17 protein-coding genes and 1 tRNA gene are annotated in these 18,509 nt (G+C 52.7%); 9 read left to right on the top strand and 9 right to left on the bottom strand.

Annotated elements, in window-relative coordinates; all coding sequences use genetic code 11:
• Nucleotides 1-90 precede the first annotated feature (90 nt).
• On the bottom strand, nucleotides 91-1,782 hold the full coding sequence (locus Ga0123461_RS11765) for a tetratricopeptide repeat-containing sulfotransferase family protein (RefSeq protein ID WP_100278517.1): 1,692 nt from the start codon (nucleotides 1,780-1,782) through the stop codon (nucleotides 91-93).
• Between the two features lie 396 nt (nucleotides 1,783-2,178).
• Here Ga0123461_RS11765 and Ga0123461_RS11760 point away from each other — a divergent pair, with 396 nt between their 5' ends.
• The 4 genes from Ga0123461_RS11760 to Ga0123461_RS11745 all read left to right on the top strand — a co-directional run bounded on the left by Ga0123461_RS11760 (nucleotide 2,179) and on the right by Ga0123461_RS11745 (nucleotide 5,733).
• Nucleotides 2,179-3,396 carry a hypothetical protein gene (locus tag Ga0123461_RS11760; protein ID WP_100278516.1) on the top strand — a complete coding sequence of 406 codons (1,218 nt, stop codon included), beginning with the start codon at nucleotides 2,179-2,181 and terminating at the stop codon, nucleotides 3,394-3,396.
• A gap of 160 nt (nucleotides 3,397-3,556) precedes the next feature.
• Complete coding sequence (locus tag Ga0123461_RS11755) at nucleotides 3,557-4,192, top strand: hypothetical protein (RefSeq protein WP_100278515.1); 636 nt, start codon at nucleotides 3,557-3,559, stop codon at nucleotides 4,190-4,192.
• 164 nt (nucleotides 4,193-4,356) lie between these two features.
• Nucleotides 4,357-4,974, top strand: coding sequence for a hypothetical protein (locus Ga0123461_RS11750; RefSeq protein ID WP_157819331.1), 618 nt, complete (start codon nucleotides 4,357-4,359; stop codon nucleotides 4,972-4,974).
• A gap of 186 nt (nucleotides 4,975-5,160) precedes the next feature.
• Entirely contained in the window at nucleotides 5,161-5,733 is a 573-nt protein-coding gene (locus Ga0123461_RS11745; protein WP_100278513.1) for a hypothetical protein, read from the top strand.
• A 44-nt stretch (nucleotides 5,734-5,777) separates the two neighbouring features.
• Here Ga0123461_RS11745 and trpC read toward each other — a convergent pair whose 3' ends face one another.
• The 4 genes from trpC to trpE are packed head-to-tail and all read right to left on the bottom strand — an operon-like array spanning nucleotide 5,778 to nucleotide 9,610.
• A complete protein-coding gene (trpC, locus tag Ga0123461_RS11740; RefSeq protein WP_100278512.1) occupies nucleotides 5,778-6,563 on the bottom strand; it encodes an indole-3-glycerol phosphate synthase TrpC in 786 nt (261 codons plus the stop codon).
• Nucleotides 6,560-7,588: an anthranilate phosphoribosyltransferase gene (gene trpD, locus Ga0123461_RS11735; RefSeq protein ID WP_100278511.1), complete on the bottom strand. Its 1,029-nt coding sequence runs from the start codon at nucleotides 7,586-7,588 to the stop codon at nucleotides 6,560-6,562. Before trpD ends, trpC begins: the two co-directional genes overlap by 4 nt.
• A gap of 25 nt (nucleotides 7,589-7,613) precedes the next feature.
• Nucleotides 7,614-8,180, bottom strand: a complete 567-nt coding sequence (locus Ga0123461_RS11730; protein ID WP_100278510.1) for an anthranilate synthase component II — start codon at nucleotides 8,178-8,180, stop codon at nucleotides 7,614-7,616.
• A complete protein-coding gene (trpE, locus tag Ga0123461_RS11725; protein WP_100278509.1) occupies nucleotides 8,177-9,610 on the bottom strand; it encodes an anthranilate synthase component I in 1,434 nt (477 codons plus the stop codon). The genes Ga0123461_RS11730 and trpE overlap by 4 nt, the downstream gene beginning before the upstream one ends.
• A gap of 62 nt (nucleotides 9,611-9,672) precedes the next feature.
• Between trpE and Ga0123461_RS11720 the strand changes: the two genes are divergently transcribed.
• Nucleotides 9,673-9,748 (top strand) — tRNA-Ala (locus Ga0123461_RS11720).
• A 257-nt stretch (nucleotides 9,749-10,005) separates the two neighbouring features.
• On the opposite strand, the gene Ga0123461_RS11715 is transcribed toward Ga0123461_RS11720, so the two are convergent.
• Complete coding sequence (locus Ga0123461_RS11715) at nucleotides 10,006-10,818, bottom strand: 3'-5' exonuclease (protein WP_100278508.1); 813 nt, start codon at nucleotides 10,816-10,818, stop codon at nucleotides 10,006-10,008.
• Complete coding sequence (murJ, locus tag Ga0123461_RS11710) at nucleotides 10,808-12,403, bottom strand: murein biosynthesis integral membrane protein MurJ (RefSeq protein ID WP_100278507.1); 1,596 nt, start codon at nucleotides 12,401-12,403, stop codon at nucleotides 10,808-10,810. The genes Ga0123461_RS11715 and murJ overlap by 11 nt, the downstream gene beginning before the upstream one ends.
• 140 nt (nucleotides 12,404-12,543) lie before the next feature.
• On the opposite strand from murJ, the gene rpsU reads away from it, so the two are divergent.
• The 4 genes from rpsU (at nucleotide 12,544) to rpoD (ending at nucleotide 17,059) form a co-directional block, all read left to right on the top strand.
• A complete protein-coding gene (rpsU, locus tag Ga0123461_RS11705) occupies nucleotides 12,544-12,759 on the top strand; it encodes a 30S ribosomal protein S21 (protein WP_100278506.1) in 216 nt (71 codons plus the stop codon).
• A gap of 89 nt (nucleotides 12,760-12,848) precedes the next feature.
• Nucleotides 12,849-13,286: a GatB/YqeY domain-containing protein gene (locus Ga0123461_RS11700; RefSeq protein ID WP_100278505.1), complete on the top strand. Its 438-nt coding sequence runs from the start codon at nucleotides 12,849-12,851 to the stop codon at nucleotides 13,284-13,286.
• 52 nt (nucleotides 13,287-13,338) lie between these two features.
• Entirely contained in the window at nucleotides 13,339-15,072 is a 1,734-nt protein-coding gene (dnaG, locus tag Ga0123461_RS11695; protein ID WP_100278504.1) for a DNA primase, read from the top strand.
• Between the two features lie 4 nt (nucleotides 15,073-15,076).
• On the top strand, nucleotides 15,077-17,059 hold the full coding sequence (gene rpoD / locus Ga0123461_RS11690; protein WP_100278503.1) for an RNA polymerase sigma factor RpoD: 1,983 nt from the start codon (nucleotides 15,077-15,079) through the stop codon (nucleotides 17,057-17,059).
• A 57-nt stretch (nucleotides 17,060-17,116) separates the two neighbouring features.
• On the opposite strand, the gene Ga0123461_RS11685 is transcribed toward rpoD, so the two are convergent.
• Both Ga0123461_RS11685 and Ga0123461_RS11680 read right to left on the bottom strand, forming a co-directional pair.
• Nucleotides 17,117-17,911: a TIGR00282 family metallophosphoesterase gene (locus Ga0123461_RS11685; protein ID WP_100278502.1), complete on the bottom strand. Its 795-nt coding sequence runs from the start codon at nucleotides 17,909-17,911 to the stop codon at nucleotides 17,117-17,119.
• Nucleotides 17,896-18,480: a 5-formyltetrahydrofolate cyclo-ligase gene (locus Ga0123461_RS11680; RefSeq protein WP_100278501.1), complete on the bottom strand. Its 585-nt coding sequence runs from the start codon at nucleotides 18,478-18,480 to the stop codon at nucleotides 17,896-17,898. The genes Ga0123461_RS11685 and Ga0123461_RS11680 overlap by 16 nt, the downstream gene beginning before the upstream one ends.
• Nucleotides 18,481-18,509: the final 29 nt, after the last annotated feature.

Below are 18,509 nucleotides of genomic sequence, written 5' to 3'. Positions count from 1 at the left end.
CCCCTAGCGTCATATGGGTCATCTGAGTCCAGAAGGCTGTTAGCAAGGTATCTGGCGGTTTGAATCGGGTGAATATCAGAATTTGTATTACTACCCGTTAATAAGTTTTCTGAGTGGTGCCAGCTGCTTTTCATAGTGCTTCCAGCGCGCCACAGATTTCTGATGCATAGGCTTACGTACCTGGAATATGCTAGCTGTGGTTACCACGCCTTTGGATTTATGTGAACTCAGGCAATCCTCATGCCATTCCAGACCACACCCTTCCAGCAGGCGGCGCAGTTCTGCTTCTGGTGTGCTTACCAGATCTTCATAGCTTGTCTCCAGCATCACCCCGGCAGGCAATACCTCGCGCCAGTGCTGCATCAGTTTTTGATATCGAATGTACTGACGTCCCAATTCATCGAGATCAAATGCATATGGTAAAGAGCCTGCGAAGTTCTCTTGGTACATGGAGAGGCAGGCGGCCATGGGTTCTCGCTTGATGTGGATAATGCGAGCCCGTGGCAGGGCTCTGGCAATCAGACCTGCATACATATAATTGTTCAGTGTTTTGTCGAGCACTCTCCCTTGGAGTCCGTACTCGTGTAATATTCGCCGCTCGTACTCTTTGCCTACATCCGCCATTTCCTTATCATCCAATGTTTTCAGTTTTTTGATAAGATCGGCATTGCATACTTTACGTTTTCGACCGACGATGGATTGCTGCATGGCATACATTTCACCTGAAGCCTGTAATGCCGGATGGCGAGATAGTGCTTGTTCCAGCAAAGTGGAGCCACAGCGAGGCGTGCCAGCGATAAATATTGGGGCCGCTTTACTTGTCTCTATACTGACGGGTTCGCTGAAACGTTGGGCAGTGAATGCTTCCATGGCCGCTTGGTGCATGGTTTCCTGTTCTGCTTCATCATAGCGTATAAACTGTCTATGCAGATGATTGGCTTCCGCCCAATAGGCAAAGGCTTGATCGTACTCCTTGGCGCTATCGGCTGCTTTGCCGAGTACAAAGGCAGAAATTGCCTGTTGTTCACTCATGTGCTCTGACTGACTATAGAGTTTACGCATCTGTGCTAGGTCTTCATCCCGCTGGTCATAACGACCGCTGTTGATCAGAACTCCCAATGCTTTAACGTACTCAGGATCGAGAGTCAGTGCTTTGCGAAAATGAATCCGGGCTGCTTTAAGCTCACCCTGCTGAACAAGATATATACCCATATCATACAGTATTTGGGCATTGTCTGGTGCTATAGAGTGCGCTTTTTCAAGCAATGTCATTGTGTCTTTGGTTTCAGCGAAGTCATTGCGCATGTCTGCCACTTTTTGAATCAGCTTAATATTTCGTGGGTCCAGGCTCAGTGCCTTTTCAAATACCTGTAAAGCATGCTGGAATTCCCCAATGGCCTCGAGTGCCACGCCATATCCGTAGACTGCCTCAAACAGGCGCGGTGATTTAGCCAGTATCTTAGGGTAAATCTCGGCTGCTTGTTCTTCCTGCTCATTCATTAACAAACAGCCGGCGTAATTTACCATAAATTCCAGTCGTTTTGGCGCGGCGTGACAGGCACGCTCAAACCACTCGATGGCTTTGGTGTTGTCGCGTTGCAGGGCGGCGATTAATCCACGTGCATACATGGTGTCTGGATGATCCCTGTACAGCACATCGGCCTTGGCGCAAATTTTGAGGGCGGCAGGATGATGGCCATTTTTTGCAAGGCCAACCGCCTGTTCGGCTAAAGCAGTCAGTTGCCGCTTCTTGTTATTTGAAAGTTTGATTGTTACAGCCATGTTGTCCCTCGCGTTGGTAACTTTACTGCTTGTTTCAAACGCATCAACTAATTAACAGAGAGGACCCGAATGCGTAACAGAGTACTTATTAGATGCTCCCAATCAAAGTGCTCCATTTATATATACAAGGCACTAAATCGCCCCAGTGAATGCGCACCCATGGTTTTTTTCCATGTTTGAGAAGGCATAACGCACAAGCCCAGATATCTGAACTTGATTGTTTGTGTCAAAATGACACACGTTGGGTGTGCCGTGTTGACCCAGTGACCTGGATCACGCAATGTTCGCAACATCATCCCGTGGGGGGAAGCGGATAACACTGCTTCTACACTAAAGGATGGAAACATTTGCACTGGCTCCACGGGGTCAAATAATTTTTTACGAGGATATCACAACATGAAGAAGATGCTTCTTTCTGCTGCTGCTTTCGCTGTTGTTGCTGTTTCTGCTGTTGCAGTTGCTCCAACCACTTCTGAAGCAATTCCGGCGTTTGCACGCCAGACTGGTGCTGCTTGCTTGGCATGTCACCACCTTAGCTTCCCAGCGCTGAACGCGTTCGGTCGCTCATTCAAACAGGGCGCACTGACTGACGTTGGTGAGCAGGCTCTGGTTGAAGATGACCACATGTCTATCACTTCATCAGTAAACATGACTCTGGTTCTGCGTCCTAACTTCGTATCTAGCACCACTTCCACTACTGGTGGCGCATCTACTACGACTAAGACTGCAACCATCCCAGCTGATGCTGTACTGATCTTCGGTGGCCGTGTTGGCACCAACACTGGTACTTTCGTAGAATACGACGGAACTTTCGCTAACTTCAAGCTGTCTCACGCTATCGATGCTGGTGGCGGTAAAGTTGGTGTTTCTATCTTTAACTCTGGCTTCGGCGAAACTTATGCTCTGGAAGGTGGTTCTACTTTCGGTCAGCACGGTGGCCTTCTGGGCGGCAAGTCTATCTCAGCTTCTAACCAGCTTTCTGGTAACGCTGGCGGTACTGGCGGCGTAGGCTTCTACTATGGTAACGAACTGGTTAACGCTTCTGTTTCCCTGATCACTGGTACTGCAGCTGCAGTCGGTGGTGTTGGTAACGGTTGGAAACTGGCTCCATCTGCACGTGTGTTCGTAACTCCTGAAGTTGGCGGCATGGAAGCAGGTATTGGTTTCGGCATCACTAGCGGTAATACCGGTAACCTGCAGACTACTACTGCACTGGCCGCACCTGGTAATACCCTAGCTATGAAGAAATGGATGATTGATGGACAGCTTCAGGGCGAAATCGGCGACATCGGTATCGGTGTTTATGCTGACTATGCAAACGCTGCTGCGTCTACTGCAACTAAGCTTAACCTGTTCAACCCAGCTCTGACTGCTGATAAGGGTTACTCTTTCCGTGCACACGTTAAGCCTACCCACACAATCGTTGCTATGGCTGGTATTGGTCAGCTGAAAAACGGCGCTCGTAAACTGGCGCAGTGGACTGTTGGTGCTGAATATGAAGTTTATCAGAACTTCGTACTGGCTCTGATCTACAAGAATGCTAAGACTACTCTCGTAGCTGGTGGTTCTTCTACTACGAAGACTACTACTATCGACATCGAAGCACTGCTGTAATAGCGGACTTCAAAGTCTAGTGTCTAGAGAGGGAGGCTTCGGCCTCCCTCTTTTTTTCTCTAAGAGAGGGGGGCTTCGGCCCTCCTCTTTTTTTTTTATTTCAAAATGCCGATGAGGCCATGCTTGACCTATCGCAAGCCATGGGCTGGAATCCCGCTCCATGAAAAACATCGTTCGCCCCCTTCTTATCATTTCGCTGCTATTTTCAATGGCAGGCTGCGACAGCATGCCCAAGCTATTCTGGAGCCATGATGAAGGGACAGGCCGGCCCGATTATGCATCGGGTGATGATCTCCCTCTCGATGTGCCGCCGACACTGATAGAAGCAACCAGTACGGATACAAGCCAGATACCGGATGGTTATAGTCAGGCTGTGGCGGGTAATGCGGTTGCAGTTCACGCACGTCAATACAATGTAGATGCTCGTCATCTCTTCTCAGTAGCAGATAAGGCGATGGCATCATTGAATATTCCAGTAACCTCAGCTGATTTGCCTAGTGGTACTATTATCTCGGGCTGGATCAGGAAGATGCCGGAAGGTAAAGGCATTTTAGAGAATCTTCTGGGTGACTCTTCACCGAAGGCGACGCGCCACCGCTATATTCTGCGAATCTTTAGTCTGCAGGGGGGGCAGCAGAAAAGCCGGCTTGAGGTGCGTATACTCAACCAGGCGTATCAAGGCCAGAGCTGGGTTAATACGCGAACACATATGTCGGATGGGGCAGGCCTGTTTGGCGAGGTTGAACTACAGCTTGGCCGCATGCATGGCAAAACAGGGCGGATCTCCCCCAGATAGCCGGATATGATGCTCTAAGTCATGATTGACTGCTGTCAATGCAATGTGTCGCTTGACCCGGAGGCGACGAATGGATGGAATCCGAATTTATGAGACATTTTGATCGCTACCTCCTGTTATGTTCTATGCTTATCTCCCTTTCTGCATGCAGCAGTATGCCCAAGATGTTCTGGGATACTGATGAGAGCAGCGGCGTAGCCACCACATCCGGAAAGGTTGCAACTCGCGCTCCACTTGAACTTCCTCCTGAGCTTAAGGGTGAGCTTGACTTGCCCGTGGCCGAGAAGGGTGTCGAGTTGACTGCAAGTGCTGCTCCGCTTCCTGAGAGGTATGCTGAGGCGGTAGCTGGCAAGCCAGTAGCGCTGAGTGCACGCCTTTATAAAATACAACCGGGGCAGCTGCTATCGTCGGTAGTCGATGCGATGACCCTGCTGAACCTGCCGGTCAATTCGGTAGATTCACCAAGCGGAATTATCACCACGGACTGGGTCAGGAAGGGTCAGGAAGGCTTTTCGGACGTGATGATGGGCTCTATTGGGATGAGTGGTGCTATCAAGGTGATCCGATACCGATTTATTGTGCGTGTCTTCAAGTTGAAAGGGGGGGAGGCATACCGCAGCAGGCTTGAGGTGCGCCTGCTTACCCAAGGATATCAGAACAGTCATTGGGTCAATAAGCGAAGTCTCCCTAATAGAAGTGATGAGCTCTTCGGTGCAGTCGAGAAGCAGGTCGGCCGAATTCCGCCTCCGACAGTCTCTGCTGAGGCAGAGCCAGCCAGGTAACTGGAGTATGGTTTTCTCATTACTACAGCATGGTGCCACTCTGGTATTTGTTCTCCAACATGCTTTTGCTTGTTATGCGCCCCTTGACCCGGAGGCTATGAGTGGATGGAATCCACAGCTATGAGATATACAGTTCACGGCCTTCTATTATCACTAATTGTTTTGACGCTCACTGCGTGCAGCAGTATGCCGAAACTGCTGTGGGAGACTGGCGGTGGCCAGACTCAACAGGATCATGCTTTAGAGGTGTCGGACACCGAAGCTGTAAAGCCTCAAAAGGTGTCGCAGGTAGCTAAGACTGAGTATGAAATACCTATGGCTGGGAGAGTTGGAGCCCGTGCAGGAGCACTTCCAGATAAGTTTAGCCGGATGCTGGAGGGCAGAGCGGTAACTCTGGAGAACCGTTTTTACTCTGCACAACCGGGTCAACTTTTTTCGGCATCCGCGGATGCGATGTATTCGCTGAACATTCCTGTTGATATAGTGGATTCACCCAATGGCATTATCACATCAGACTGGGTTCGTGCAGGAGACAATAACCCGAGCCTCGTACCCTCCATCGTAGGTTATACGCGCCACAGGTTCCTCTTGCGTGTTCTGGTTGATTCTGGAGACAAGGCTGGGCTTGAGGTGCGTGTCATTGGGCAGGAGTATGAAAACAGCCAGTGGGTGGACAGGAAGCTCAAGCGTAATGTATCAGAAGAGTTGTTTGCGGCTGTTGGTGAACAACTGATGCGGAATCCAGCTGGCAACCCATAAGGGAAGCCCGCAGCTGATCCCTCCTCATTGGCCTGTAAAAATAGTTATGCGATAAGAGTTGCGAGTGCCTTGCCTGGATCAGTCTGGCGCATCAGTGACTCGCCGATCAGAAATCCGTAGACACTGTTTTCATTCATCAGTCGGATGTCATTCGGTGTGAAGATGCCGGATTCGGTAATGACTGTTCTCTCCCCATCAATCTGATCCAGCAGTGAGATAGTCGTATCCAGTGTGGTGTCGAAGGTGTGCAGGTTGCGGTTATTGATGCCGATCAGCTGTGTATCAAGTTTCAGGGCGCGTTCAAGCTCTTCACCATTGTGTACTTCCGGCAGCACACTTAGTCCCAATTCATGCGCACAGGCAGTCAGTTCTGCAGCCAGTGCATCATCGAGCATGGCCAGAATCACCAGAATCGCATCGGCACCCATCGCCTTGGCTTCGATGACCTGGTAGGTATCAAGCATGAAGTCCTTGCGCAGGATCGGTATTGACACCGCATTCCGAATGGCCGTCACATAGGCATCATCACCCTGGAAATATTTCACATCGGTGAGTACGGAGAGGCAGGTTGCACCACCATCATCATAGCTTCTGGCAATGGCAACCGGATCGAAGTCGGGGCGGATGATGCCCTTGGAGGGACTCGCTTTTTTCACCTCGGCGATTACGGCGTTATTATGCGCTGAAATCTTGTCTACTAGCGCGCCGGCAAAGTCGATGGGTTTACGAGCAGCAGCCAGCTGCAAAAGCTCTGTTTCGGAGCGCTGCTGTTTGCATGCGGATACCCAGCCGCGTTTGTATTCGGCGATTTCGTTAAGGATTGAGCTCATGTTGCGCTCTGGGTGAAGGCGATCAGTTTGTTCAGTGTTTCAGTGACGCGGCCAGAATCAATGGCGTTAGCAGCCATGGCGATGCCATCGCCGATGCCATCTACTTTGCCCGCCACCCAGAGGGCTGCTGCCGCATTGAGCAGTACGATGTCGCGGCCGGCACCGGCCTGGCCTGCAAAAATATGTTTCAAAATCGCGGCATTGGTTTCTGCATCGTCACCGGCCAGTGCTTCAGGCGTGCTATAAGGCATGCCAAAGGCGGCCGGATCGATCTCAAAACGGATTGGCTCCTGGCCAGCCTGAATCAGGACCGCATCGGTAATATTTGTCGTGGTGATCTCATCCAGTCCGTCGCGGCCATGTACGACCAGTGCGCGGTAACTGCCAAGCTCATTGAGGGCGCCTGCAACCAGCTCCAGCTTCTCTTTGGCAAAGACACCAAGCACCTGGTATTCGGCACCGGCAGGGTTGGTCAGGGGGCCAAGGATGTTGAAAACGGTGCGTACGCCAAGTTCGCGGCGAACCGGCCCCGCATATTTCATCGCCGGGTGCAGCTGCTGGGCAAAGAGAAAGCCGATACCGGTTTCATCAATGCATTCAGCCACCTTTTCGGGGCTGATGTTCAGGTTTACACCCAAAGCTTCAAGGACGTCTGCAGCACCGGATTTGGAGGACATGGCACGATTGCCATGCTTGGCGACCGGCACACCGCAGGCAGCTACCACAAACGACACGGCAGTAGAGATATTGAATGTTTTGGCACCATCGCCACCGGTTCCGCAGGTGTCGATCAGGCCGGTTGATTTCGGGGTAATCTTTGTGGCCGCGGCCCGCATCGCCCTGGCCGCACCTGCAACCACCTCCGCAGATTCACCACGGATGGAAAGTCCCATAAGTACCGCGCTGATCTGAGCCGGGGTGGCTTCACCAGCCATAATCTCGGAAAATACCAGTTCGGCAAGCCTGCCGCAGATGTGTTCATCGTCCTGCAGTTGCTGGATCATCCGTTCTATACCTGAGCTCATCGTATGCTCCTCGTCGCTACAGAGATCATACCTGCACCTCAAGAAAGTTCTTCAACATATCGTGGCCGTGTTCGGTAAGGATCGATTCCGGGTGAAACTGGAGGCCGAAGGTAGGGTGTTCGCGGTGACGGAGTCCCATCAACTCACCCTCTTGCGTCCATGCTGTTTTAACCAGGCAGTCGGGCAGTGGCTCGGGCACAATTAAGGAGTGGTAGCGTGTGGCGATGAACGGTGACGGCAGCCCTTTGAAAACGCCTTCACCATTGTGTTCGATCGGGCTTGTTTTACCGTGCATCAGGCGAGGAGCGCGGATCACCTCGCCGCCGAAGACAGCAGATATCGACTGATGGCCAAGGCAGACGCCGAGGATCGGGATCTGCCCGGAGAAGCGCTTGATCAGCTCCATCGAAATGCCTGCTTCATATGGTGTGCGTGGGCCGGGTGATACGAGAATGTGGTCAGGCGCAAGCTCGGCGATCTCATCAAGGGTGATTTTATCATTACGGTACACCAGCGGGGTTTCACCCAGTTCGCCGAGATACTGCACCAGATTGAAGGTGAATGAATCGTAGTTGTCGATAACGAGGATCATGATTCCTTTCCTTGTTGCGCTTCAGCCAGGGCTACGGCACGGAACATAGCTGTCGCCTTATTGACGCACTCTACATGTTCCCGTTCGGGCACTGAATCGGCCACAATGCCTGCGCCTGCTTGAATATGAACCTCTCCGCCATGAATCACCGCAGTACGGATCGCAATGGCTGTATCAAGGCGTTGGCCACCAAAACCGATATAGCCGACTGTGCCAGCATAGGGGCCGCGTGCTACCGGCTCCAGTTCGTGGATGATCTCCATAGCGCGCACCTTCGGAGCGCCTGAAACTGTACCTGCCGGGAATGTGGCAGCCAGCAGATCAAGGCTGTCGGCATCCTTTCTCAAGTCGCCTTCCACCTGTGAAACGATATGCATCACATGGCTGTAGCGCTCGATGGTCATCGATTCGGTGAGGCGTACAGACCCGTAATCACAAACACGGCCAAGGTCATTGCGGCCGAGATCAACCAGCATCACATGCTCAGCCAGCTCCTTGGCATCGGCCAGAAGATCGGTTTCCAGAGCCTTGTCCTCTTCGGTTGTTTTACCGCGTGGGCGCGTGCCGGCGATCGGGCGCACCACGGCTTTCTCCATCTCCCGGCGAACCAGAATTTCAGGGGAGGAACCGACCAGAATAGTATCGTCGATATGCAGGTAGAAGAGATAGGGCGACGGGTTGATATGACGTACAGCGCGATAGATATCGAATGGCGCACAATTCAGCGGTTTACTGAAGCGCTGAGAAAGTACCACCTGGAAGATGTCACCGGCCAGAATGTATTCACGTGCTTTACTGACGGATGCCTCAAAGTCGGCCTGTGTAGTCTGCGGTGTCGGAGGTGTGGAGTCTGATGTGTCTGCATCGAGCTTGAGCACCTGAGCCATCTCACCCTCATAGAGGCTGGCCTCCATGCGGTTGAGTTGCCTCTCTGCCTCTTCCGCTTCATCTTCAGGCAGGCGTATACAGCAGGTCAGTGTTCCCTTGAGATTGTCGAACACCATAAAGCGGTCGACCAGCAGGTAGGCAGACTCAGGGGCACCGACAGGGTCAGGCAGGTCGGCAGGGATATCCTCGAAATGTGAAACCAGCTGGTAACCGAAATAGCCGACGGCACCGCCTGCAAATGGCAGGTCGTTCTCAGGAATGAACTCCTGATCCAGTACCGCACTGCGCAGCCAGTCGAGGATGCCCCCATCGAAAGTCTCTTCGGTGCCGTCGCGGTGTTTCAGGTGGGTCGTGTCGCCATTTGATGTGGCGCGACAGGCCGGATTAATGCCGAGAATGCTGTAGCGGCCCCATTGCTCGCCGCCTTCGGCGGATTCAAACAGGAAGCAGTCGCCACGATTCACAAGTCGCGAAAAGACACCCGGTGGCGTCAAGCAGTCGGCGGAAAGGGTGCGCAGAAAGAGACAGACCGATGAACTCATATTGACAAGCTCACTTGGCTGTGGCGAAATGCGCCGCCTTCGCAGAACAGCGCTGAAGGATTGGGGCCATAGCTCAGCTGGGAGAGCGCCACACTGGCAGTGTGGAGGTCAGCGGTTCGATCCCGCTTGGCTCCACCAATTATAGATAAGCCCTTGCTTTGCAGGGGCTTTTTCTTTTTGGTAGTCAGGTCGGCAGCTGCCTGTACAGTGTAGTTGTACAAGAAACGGCCAAAGGCCTGCCCATAATGTCTCAAAACCAGCTCTATATTCATCGCAGCGAACAATATATTTATTACTATCGTCGGGCTATACCCGAATTCCTCCGATCAACATTTAATAACAAGTGGGGAATTAAAAAAACTATAAGAACTATAGGTAAAGCTCCGCCATTCAAGTCAGTGGTCCGTTTGATCCCAGACTTGAATGTATTCGCAGAGATGCGGGTGGGATTCGGATTCTACTTCGAGGTAGTTACGGATGCCTAGAATGGCGCGAGCATAAGCACCGTCGGAGATGGCTCCGCTGAAGAGCTGGTGGCGCAGGAAGATCAGCATGGTCGACAATACGTCGGTTTCGCAATAGTTACGGATCGCATCGATCTGGCCGCTCTCAAACATTTCACGCACATTATCACCTGCGGTCTCCAGTTTGCCCGGTACATTGAAGACAGCTGCCACCTCATCCATTGAGCAGCGGGCTGATGCGCCGAAGTCAGAGAGCAGCTCCAGCAGGTCGCAGTGGTAATCGTGCGAGTAGCGGGATTCGTAGTTGTTCCACTTGTCCCCCTCCTTGAACCAGCGAGGCGAGGAGAGGCCGTGCGCCATGGCGCGGTATTTCAATACCGGCATATCAAAGCCGCGGCCGTTGAAGCTGACCAGCTGCGGAGAACGCGTTTCAATCAGGTGGAAGAAGCCTTCCAGCAACTCTTTTTCGCTGCTGTTTTTATCGCCGCCGGAGGCAAGTCGGCGTATCACCAGCTCGTTTCCCTCCTCTCCCGGTTCACGAATCAGGTGGCCATAGGAGATGGCCACCACGCGGTGAAATGGCTGGCGTGGAAAATCATTGCGGCCATCGGTCCTTTCTAAAAAGTAGTCGGAGAGTGCATCGCGCGCCTCGAAATCAGAGAGCTCGGGGAGTCGAAGGATGCGGCGGGCACTATCAGCATCCACCACGGTTTCGATATCGAATACGATCACATCACGACGCATGCTTTCTCCTTTTCAGGAAGCGCATCAGCAACTCCCGCTCACCCAGTATTAAAGCAGAGACAAAGAAGAGTGCGATACCGCCACCGACCGCGGCGGCCATCCATGCAAAGCGGCTGACTTCCCCCTCAGCAGGAAAAGACCATATAAGGTTGTTTAGCACGTACAGGCCGAAAAGCATCATCAGGCTGGCGATCGCCGCAGTAGCCAGACGACGTGTGTTTTCGGCATTTAGCAGCGAACCGTAGGTTTTGGTGAGCCTGAGGTAGAGCAGGGCAACATTCACGAATGCGGCCAGTGAAGTGGCCAGCGCCAGTCCTACATAGGCCCAGAGCTGCATAAAGACCAACGCCAGCACGATGTTTACAGCCACACTGATAGCGGCATAGCGCATGGGTGCTTTGGCATCCTTACCTGCATAACAGGCGGAAGCGAGCAGCCGTGCCCAGCAGAAAGCGATCAGCCCCACGGCATAGGCCTGCAGAGTCATCGCGGTTGCAACACTGTCGGCATGGGTGAAAGCGCCGCGTTCGAACAACGTCACAATGATCGGTTCAGCCAGATAGATGATGCCGACCACGCACGGCAGCGTAATCCATGTCAGCCAGGCAAGGCCTGAACGAAGGTCCTCTCCCGCTGAAGCCTGATCACCTTTGGAGAGGTGGCCGGATAGGGTTGGAAGTAGTGCTGTGCCCATCGCAATGCCAAACAGCGCGAATGGCAGCTGCACAATACGGTCGGAGTAGTAGAGATAGGATACCGCACCACTATCCAGAAGGGTGGCGAGAATCGTGCCGACAAGAATATTGATCTGTACCGCAGCAATAGCGAGCACGGCCGGGCCGAACAGGCGTAGCGTTTCAGTGATCGCATCCTGCTTAAAGTCAAAGCTGATGCGAGGCACCCAGCCGATTCGCTTAAGGGCCGGAAACTGGATTGCCAGCTGCAGAAAGCCTCCCAGCAGTACACCTATGGCGAGAGCCACTGCCGGGTTTTCGAACGAGGGGGCGAGCACTATCGCAGCAAATATAATGGCCACATTGAGCAGGGCGGGACTGGCAGCAGGCACAGAGAACTGTTTGTGCGTGTTAAGTACCGCCCACGCCATGGCGGCCAGAGAGATCATGGCCAGATAGGGGAACATCCAGCGGGCCAGTTCCAGCGCCATATTCCAGCGGTCCGGCTCATCAGCAAAGCCGGGGGCGAAAAGATAAAGCAGCCACGGCATTAACAGCATGCCGAGCAGGGTGAACAGTGTGAGCACTATCAGCAGAAGTGTGGCCAGTGCATTGAGGAAACGGTGTGCTCCCTCCTCTGATTTCTGAAGCTCATCCGAGAGCACCGGCACCAGCGCTACGGTCAGTGTGCCCTCGGCAAACATGCGGCGGAAAAAGTTAGGTAGTTTGAAGGCAACAAAAAAAGCATCAGCCAGTGGCCCCGCACCGAGCGCACGCGCAAGAAAAATATCGCGTATAAAACCGAGAATACGGGAGAGCATGGTCCAGCCACCCACCTTGGATGCGGCCCGAATAAGACCGGAGGAACGGCTGCTTTCAGCCTGATTTGACTTGTCCTGTTCTATCGCCATAATCCGTCGCCCTTTTCTCTGCACCCGAAATGGTGCGCAGCGAGCCTAGCGCCGCAATGAGAGAAGGGCGAGCCTGACGCTAACCCGTCGTTAAAGGCCACAGTTTTTTGGGAATGAACCCAAGGGGGTGATGTTTTTACATGCCAGGAATTAGAGTTAATTCTGAAGAGCCTTTTGAGATCGCACTTAAGCGTTTTCGTAAACAGGTTGAAAAAGGTGGCGTCATTTCCGAGTGCCGTCGTCGCGAAGCCTATGAGAAGCCTTCTATCGCTAAAAAGCGTAAGGAAGCCGCTGCACGCAAGCGTTTGATGAAGCGCCTTCGCCGTGTACGTATGCGCGAGAACCGCGACTACTAAACACAGGCTTGTGTATGTAAAGCAATTAAAATGCCGGGCCTTAGGGACCGGCATTTTTTTTATAGTAAGTTTATTCTCTGGAGAATCCGATGCTGCAACAGCTAACCGATGATATGAAAGCCGCCATGAAATCAGGAGACAAGCTCAAACTCTCCTCAATCCGCATGTTGCGCGCGGCGATCAAGAACAGGGAGATCGAAGTCGGCCACCCGCTGGATGAAACAGAAGCGCTGGAGGTTGCAGGCAAAATTGTGAAGCAGCGTCTGGATGCCGCCAACCAGTATGAGACGGCGGGTCGCGAAGACTTGCGTGATAAAGAGCTGGCTGAAGCGGCTATCTTCCAGGCATATCTGCCGGAGCCACTTTCTGATGAAGCGCTTACAGATTTGATTGACCAGGCTATTGCCGACAGTGGTGCGACCAGCATGCGTGATATGGGCAAGGTGATGGGTATTGTAAAAGCCAAGGCACAGGGGCGCGCCGATATGGGGAAACTTTCCGGTATTGTGAAATCCCGCCTGAGCTGAATGGCTCTGTACTCCCTTGCAAATCAAGCCGTAACACACTACATAATAACCTATGGCTAACTTTCCACCTTCATTTCTTGATGAGGTGCTTTCGCGCACGGATATCGTTGAGATCATCGCGCGCCATGTCGAACTGAAAAAGTCCGGCTCCAACCTGATGGGGCTCTGTCCTTTCCACCACGAAAAATCACCCTCCTTCTCTGTCTCTGCCGATAAGCAGCTCTACTACTGCTTTGGCTGTGGCAAGGGCGGCGGCGCCTTCCAGTTCCTGATGGAGCATGATGGCTATCCTTTTCCCGAGGCAGTCGAATACCTGGCTGAAAAAGCGGGTCTGGAAGTACCTAGGGACACACAGCGGCAACCCGGTGATGAGGAACGCCAGAAAAAGGCGTATGACCTGTTGTCCCGTGCCGCTGATGCTTTTTCCCGCGCGCTGTATAATCAGGGTGGTGAAAAGGCGCTGGCCTATATCAAGCAGCGCGGCATGCCTGAATCTATCGTGCGCAGTTATGGTGTGGGTTACGCTCCCGCCGGCTACGGCTTTATGCAGAAGGTGATCGGCAACGATAACCGAACCAATGCCCAGCTTGAGGCGATCGGCCTGCTGTTCAAGGGTGACCATGGCTACGGTGATCGTTTTCGTGACCGACTGATGTTCACCATCCGTGATCGGCGTGGCCGGGTGGTTGGCTTTGGCGGACGCATTATTGGAGAGGGTGAACCCAAATACCTCAACTCCCCTGAAACCAACTGGTTCCACAAGTCTGACCTGCTTTACGGCTTTTCCGAACATCGGGACACGATCAGAAAAGAGAAGCAACTGATTGTAGTCGAAGGTTACATGGATGTGCTGGCACTGGCGGCCTATGGACTGAAGATCGGTCTGGCTCCACTGGGCACAGCTATCGGCGAACGTCAGATCAGTGAAATCTTCCGCCTCTGTGACTCTCCTGTATTCTGCTTTGATGGCGATCGCGCTGGTCGGCAGGCGGCATGGCGAGCATTGGAAAGGATGATGCCAATCCTGAAGTCGGAGCTTTCACCAAAGTTTTTGTACCTTCCCGACGGTGAGGACCCTGACTCCCTGCTCTCTAAAGAGGGGGAAGAACCATTCCGCAATAGAATGAACAGCGAGGCAAAGCCTGTACTTGAAACCTGGCTGATGGGGCTGAAGCTGCTTGCAGGCCAGGGAGCTGAAGGGCGGGCACGCATGGCCAAAAAGGCCGATACCATGCTGGCGACCATGACTGACACCTACCTCTCGCAGGCGTGGAGGCAGGAGGTTGAGCAGGCCACAGGGATTTCACTAAAACGGCATTTACGCCACGCTTCAGCCACACCATCATCTGCAGCCGAAAGTCGCAGTGTAAAGCTGAACACAATTGAAGAGCGATTCCTTGCCGGACTGATGCAAAAACCAGAGCGCTTTCGCCACCTTCCTGAAGTTGCAAAAAACTTTTTTATTGACAATGCCGGGGTAAAATCGTTATACATGCGGGCTTTTTCGATAATTACGGATGCCAAAGATAGTAATACCGACATCGCGAGACAGCTGGTACAGGAACTCCCTGATGACCAAGCAATGATTTCTCGCTGGGTGAATCAGGCAACCGTTCAGGATATTGAATACGAAAGTCTGCTGTTGGATATGGAAGCCAATGGTATTCGTTGGCGTTTAAAGCGCGGGCCGGATCTGAGTGAATCGGTACTGCTGCAGAAACGCTTAACAGAGCTGCAAAGCCAACAACGTAAACTCACTGAACAGTTGAACGAAACGGGAGCATAACCGTATGCCGAACAAAAGAGAGCAAATTACTATCCGCGAACTTGGTACACTTATGGCCAAGGGTAAACAGGCTGGATACATCACTTACGATGAGCTCAACAAACATCTGCCTGAAGAGCTGGTCTCTGCTGATCGTATTGAACAGCTCATCAATGTCTTCACCGAAATGGGTGTTGAGGTGGTTGACCCCGAACGCGCACCGACAGGCGCTTATGCCATGCGTAAGGATCGCCTGCGTAAGGAAGACTCTGCACTGCGTGCAGACACCTCACAGCTGGGAACCGTAGTCCGCATTGATGATCCGGTACGTATGTACCTGCGTGAGATGGGCACTGTTGAGCTGTTGACGCGCGAAGGTGAAATTGAAATTGCCCGGCGTATTGAAGAGGGCCGCATGCAGGTCCACGAGGCAATCTGTCTCTGCCCGTCAACCTTCCGTGAAATCATGCTGCTGGGTGAGCGCATCGTTGAAATTCGTGATGAAGCTATCGAGACAGGCGAAGAGCCTAATTTCCGCGACATCATCGATGTTGATGAAAAGGTGGTGAATGCGGCTGCGATCAAAGAATACGAAAATCGCATGAGCCGCAGCGAAGATGAAGACGATGAGCCGCTTGATGATGAGCCGAAGAAGCTCGATGGTGAACAGCTTTCACAGGCGATCAAAGCGCGAACCGCTACCCCAGATGGCACCCCGATGATGGAAACCATCATCACCAAGGAAGAGCAGCTGGAAGAGGCGCTCGTCCACTTTGCCAATGCCAAGCAGTTCCATGATGTATTCCTTGATGTGAAGAAGCAGCTGGCTAAGAAACCTGATGATGTCGCTCTGCTTCTCAAGAGTCGCGAAGCGCTCGATGGCATGTTGCTAGAGCTGGTCAGCATTCCGTTCTCGCCACGTCAGCTGGACCAGCTGGTGCAGCGCTTTAAGAATGCTGTTGAGCGTGTACGCAGGTTTGAACGTACCATCCGTGATTATGCACTTGCGGCCAAAATGCCGCGTAAGCTGTTTATCGAAACATTCACGCCGAACGAGACCGATGAGCGCTGGATTGATGGCATCATTAAAACCCATAAAGATGCCGCCTGGGCTGAAAACATCGAAGCCGTAACCGGCAAGATCAAGGAGAACCAGCGTCGCCTGAAACGTGTTGAGCAGGAAACCGAGATGGAGGTTGAAGAGCTCAAAGATGTGGCTCGTAAACTGACCATGGGTGAAGCCAAGATGCGTCAGGCCAAGAGGGAAATGATCGAGGCCAACCTGCGTCTGGTGATCTCTATTGCCAAGAAATACACCAACCGTGGCCTTGGCTTCCTCGACCTGATTCAGGAGGGCAATATCGGCCTGATGAAGGCGGTAGAAAAGTTCGAGTGGCGCCGTGGTTATAAATTCTCCACCTATGCGACCTGGTGGATTCGCCAGGCCATCACCCGTTCGATTGCAGATCAGGCACGCACCATCCGTATCCCTGTTCACATGATCGAAACGATCAACAAGATGATGCGCGTTTCACGCCAGATTGCTCAGGAGATCGGTCGTGAACCGACACCTGAAGAGCTGGCTGAACATCTGGAGCTTCCGGTAGAGAAGGTATTGCAGATTCTCGAGGTTGCAAAAGAACCTGTTTCACTTGAAACACCAATCGGTGATGATGAAGACTCCCAGTTGGGTGACTTCGTCGAGGATGACAATGCTGAGAATCCACTGGATGCGGCTGTCAGCGCGGCTCTTGCAGTGGCAACGCTTGAGGTATTGGAAAACCTTACCGACCGTGAGCAGAAGGTGCTGCGTATGCGTTTCGGTATCGGCATGAATACCGACCATACATTGGAAGAGGTTGGTAAGCAGTTCGGCGTTACGCGTGAGCGTATTCGTCAGATCGAGGCCAAGGCACTGCGCAAGCTGCGGCACCCGTCTCGGGCACAGAAGCTGAGAACCTTTGCAGATACACCTGAATCTGCACTGCAGGCAGAATCACTCCGCTAAAGTGAGACAAAATAAAAAGGGGCCTTTTCGGGCCCCTTTTTTTATGTCTGAATAAAGTCAGCTCGCTGGTACGTGTATCCTCTCAATGGAGGTCGCCTTGCCGCTTAAAGCATCAATAGAAACCAGTGTGGCAAAAATACTGCCGCCCTTCTCTACAGCCTCAAAACGCTGCGGCAGCCGCTGCACCATGCGATATAGAGCTCCCTCCACCTTCATGCCGATGATCGACTGATAAGAAGCGGTCATGCCAACATCAGTCTGATAGGCCGTGCCGCTGGCGTGTACCGTTTCATCACAGGTCGGGACGTGGGTATGGGTTCCGTAAACAAACGACGCGCGCCCATCAAGATGCCAGCCCATGCCCATCTTTTCACTGGTCGCTTCAGCATGCATATCCACCAGTACGATAGCGACATCTTCAGGGATCTCTTTCAATGCTCTATCGGCAGCTGCAAATGGACAGTCCCACGGTCCCATAAATACCTGGCCGATCAAATTGATGACGGCAATTTTATGCCCTGAGGCTGTCTGCTTAATCGTCCAGCCACGACCTGGTGCATATGTTGTGAAGTTCATGGGCCGCACATAACGATCATCCTGATCAATAAAGCTCATAAATTCACGCTGGTCCCAGCAGTGATTGCCGTTGGTCAGTACATCCACGCCGATCTTGAACATCTCATCAGCTACTTTTTTGGTCAGGCCAAAGCCATGGGCAAGGTTCTCGCCATTGGCCACGGTGAAATCAACCTGATGGCGGTCAATCAGGGCCGGCAGGTGGTTGGCGAGCGCGGTGCGCCCAGCCTTGCCAATAATATCACCGATAACCAGTACATTCAGCGTTTCGGACACCTGATAATCTCCTTCTCTGTAATAACAAAATCCATGGGCACATCATGCCCTTCTGCAGGTATTTCAGCGACCTCCTGGCAGGCAAAAGCCAGTCCGATCACCTGATAAATATCCTTGCGGTGGGAGGCAAGCCAGAAGTCGAAACATCCTTTGCCCATGCCGAGGCGATTCCCCATCCTGTCAAACGCACTCAACGGACAGAGCAGGGTGGTGATGCCATCTCCACCCTGCCATGTTCTCTCGCTATCGGGTTCGAGAATGCCGAAGACACCATGACTCCAGCCGGTGCCGGCAGCGACCTCTCGCCACTCCATGTGTTCGTGATGATGCGTGACCGGCGCAAAAAGCTGGAATTCAGGCAGTTCAAACAGAAGGTCGGCATTCACTTCCGAAGGCATGGCGCGATAAGCAAGCAGTGCCCCGGAAGGCTCCGCCTGCTCGCTCAGGTGGCTTTGTAGCCTCGCCATGATAGTTGCAGAGAACTCTTCTCGCTGCACAACAGAGAGTTGCTGTCGAGACGCAAGAGCCGAAGCCCTTAATGCCTGTTTGTTAATGGGATTGGATCTCATGGAGTTTGAGCCGGCGATTTCAGCGTATC

It is taken from the genome of Mariprofundus aestuarium (genome assembly GCF_002795805.1).
Classification (GTDB): domain Bacteria; phylum Pseudomonadota; class Zetaproteobacteria; order Mariprofundales; family Mariprofundaceae; genus Mariprofundus; species Mariprofundus aestuarium.
This window is presented reverse-complemented; position numbering and strand designations above follow the sequence as displayed.

What these genes read in the sequence shown, in the direction of transcription:
- trpE (WP_100278509.1), bottom strand. Translation starts at nt 9,610, where the DNA reads ATGAGTTCATCGGTCTGTCTCTTTCTGCGCACCCTTTCCGCCGACTGC.
- Ga0123461_RS11700 (WP_100278505.1), top strand. Translation starts at nt 12,849, where the DNA reads ATGCTGCAACAGCTAACCGATGATATGAAAGCCGCCATGAAATCAGGA.
- Ga0123461_RS11760 (WP_100278516.1), top strand. Translation starts at nt 2,179, where the DNA reads ATGAAGAAGATGCTTCTTTCTGCTGCTGCTTTCGCTGTTGTTGCTGTT.
- murJ (WP_100278507.1), bottom strand. Translation starts at nt 12,403, where the DNA reads ATGGCGATAGAACAGGACAAGTCAAATCAGGCTGAAAGCAGCCGTTCC.
- Ga0123461_RS11755 (WP_100278515.1), top strand. Translation starts at nt 3,557, where the DNA reads ATGAAAAACATCGTTCGCCCCCTTCTTATCATTTCGCTGCTATTTTCA.
- Ga0123461_RS11750 (WP_157819331.1), top strand. Translation starts at nt 4,357, where the DNA reads ATGTTCTGGGATACTGATGAGAGCAGCGGCGTAGCCACCACATCCGGA.
- trpD (WP_100278511.1), bottom strand. Translation starts at nt 7,588, where the DNA reads ATGAGCTCAGGTATAGAACGGATGATCCAGCAACTGCAGGACGATGAA.
- Ga0123461_RS11715 (WP_100278508.1), bottom strand. Translation starts at nt 10,818, where the DNA reads ATGCGTCGTGATGTGATCGTATTCGATATCGAAACCGTGGTGGATGCT.
- rpoD (WP_100278503.1), top strand. Translation starts at nt 15,077, where the DNA reads ATGCCGAACAAAAGAGAGCAAATTACTATCCGCGAACTTGGTACACTT.
- trpC (WP_100278512.1), bottom strand. Translation starts at nt 6,563, where the DNA reads ATGAGCTCAATCCTTAACGAAATCGCCGAATACAAACGCGGCTGGGTA.
- rpsU (WP_100278506.1), top strand. Translation starts at nt 12,544, where the DNA reads ATGCCAGGAATTAGAGTTAATTCTGAAGAGCCTTTTGAGATCGCACTT.
- Ga0123461_RS11680 (WP_100278501.1), bottom strand. Translation starts at nt 18,480, where the DNA reads ATGAGATCCAATCCCATTAACAAACAGGCATTAAGGGCTTCGGCTCTT.
- Ga0123461_RS11745 (WP_100278513.1), top strand. Translation starts at nt 5,161, where the DNA reads ATGCCGAAACTGCTGTGGGAGACTGGCGGTGGCCAGACTCAACAGGAT.
- Ga0123461_RS11730 (WP_100278510.1), bottom strand. Translation starts at nt 8,180, where the DNA reads ATGATCCTCGTTATCGACAACTACGATTCATTCACCTTCAATCTGGTG.
- Ga0123461_RS11765 (WP_100278517.1), bottom strand. Translation starts at nt 1,782, where the DNA reads ATGGCTGTAACAATCAAACTTTCAAATAACAAGAAGCGGCAACTGACT.
- dnaG (WP_100278504.1), top strand. Translation starts at nt 13,339, where the DNA reads ATGGCTAACTTTCCACCTTCATTTCTTGATGAGGTGCTTTCGCGCACG.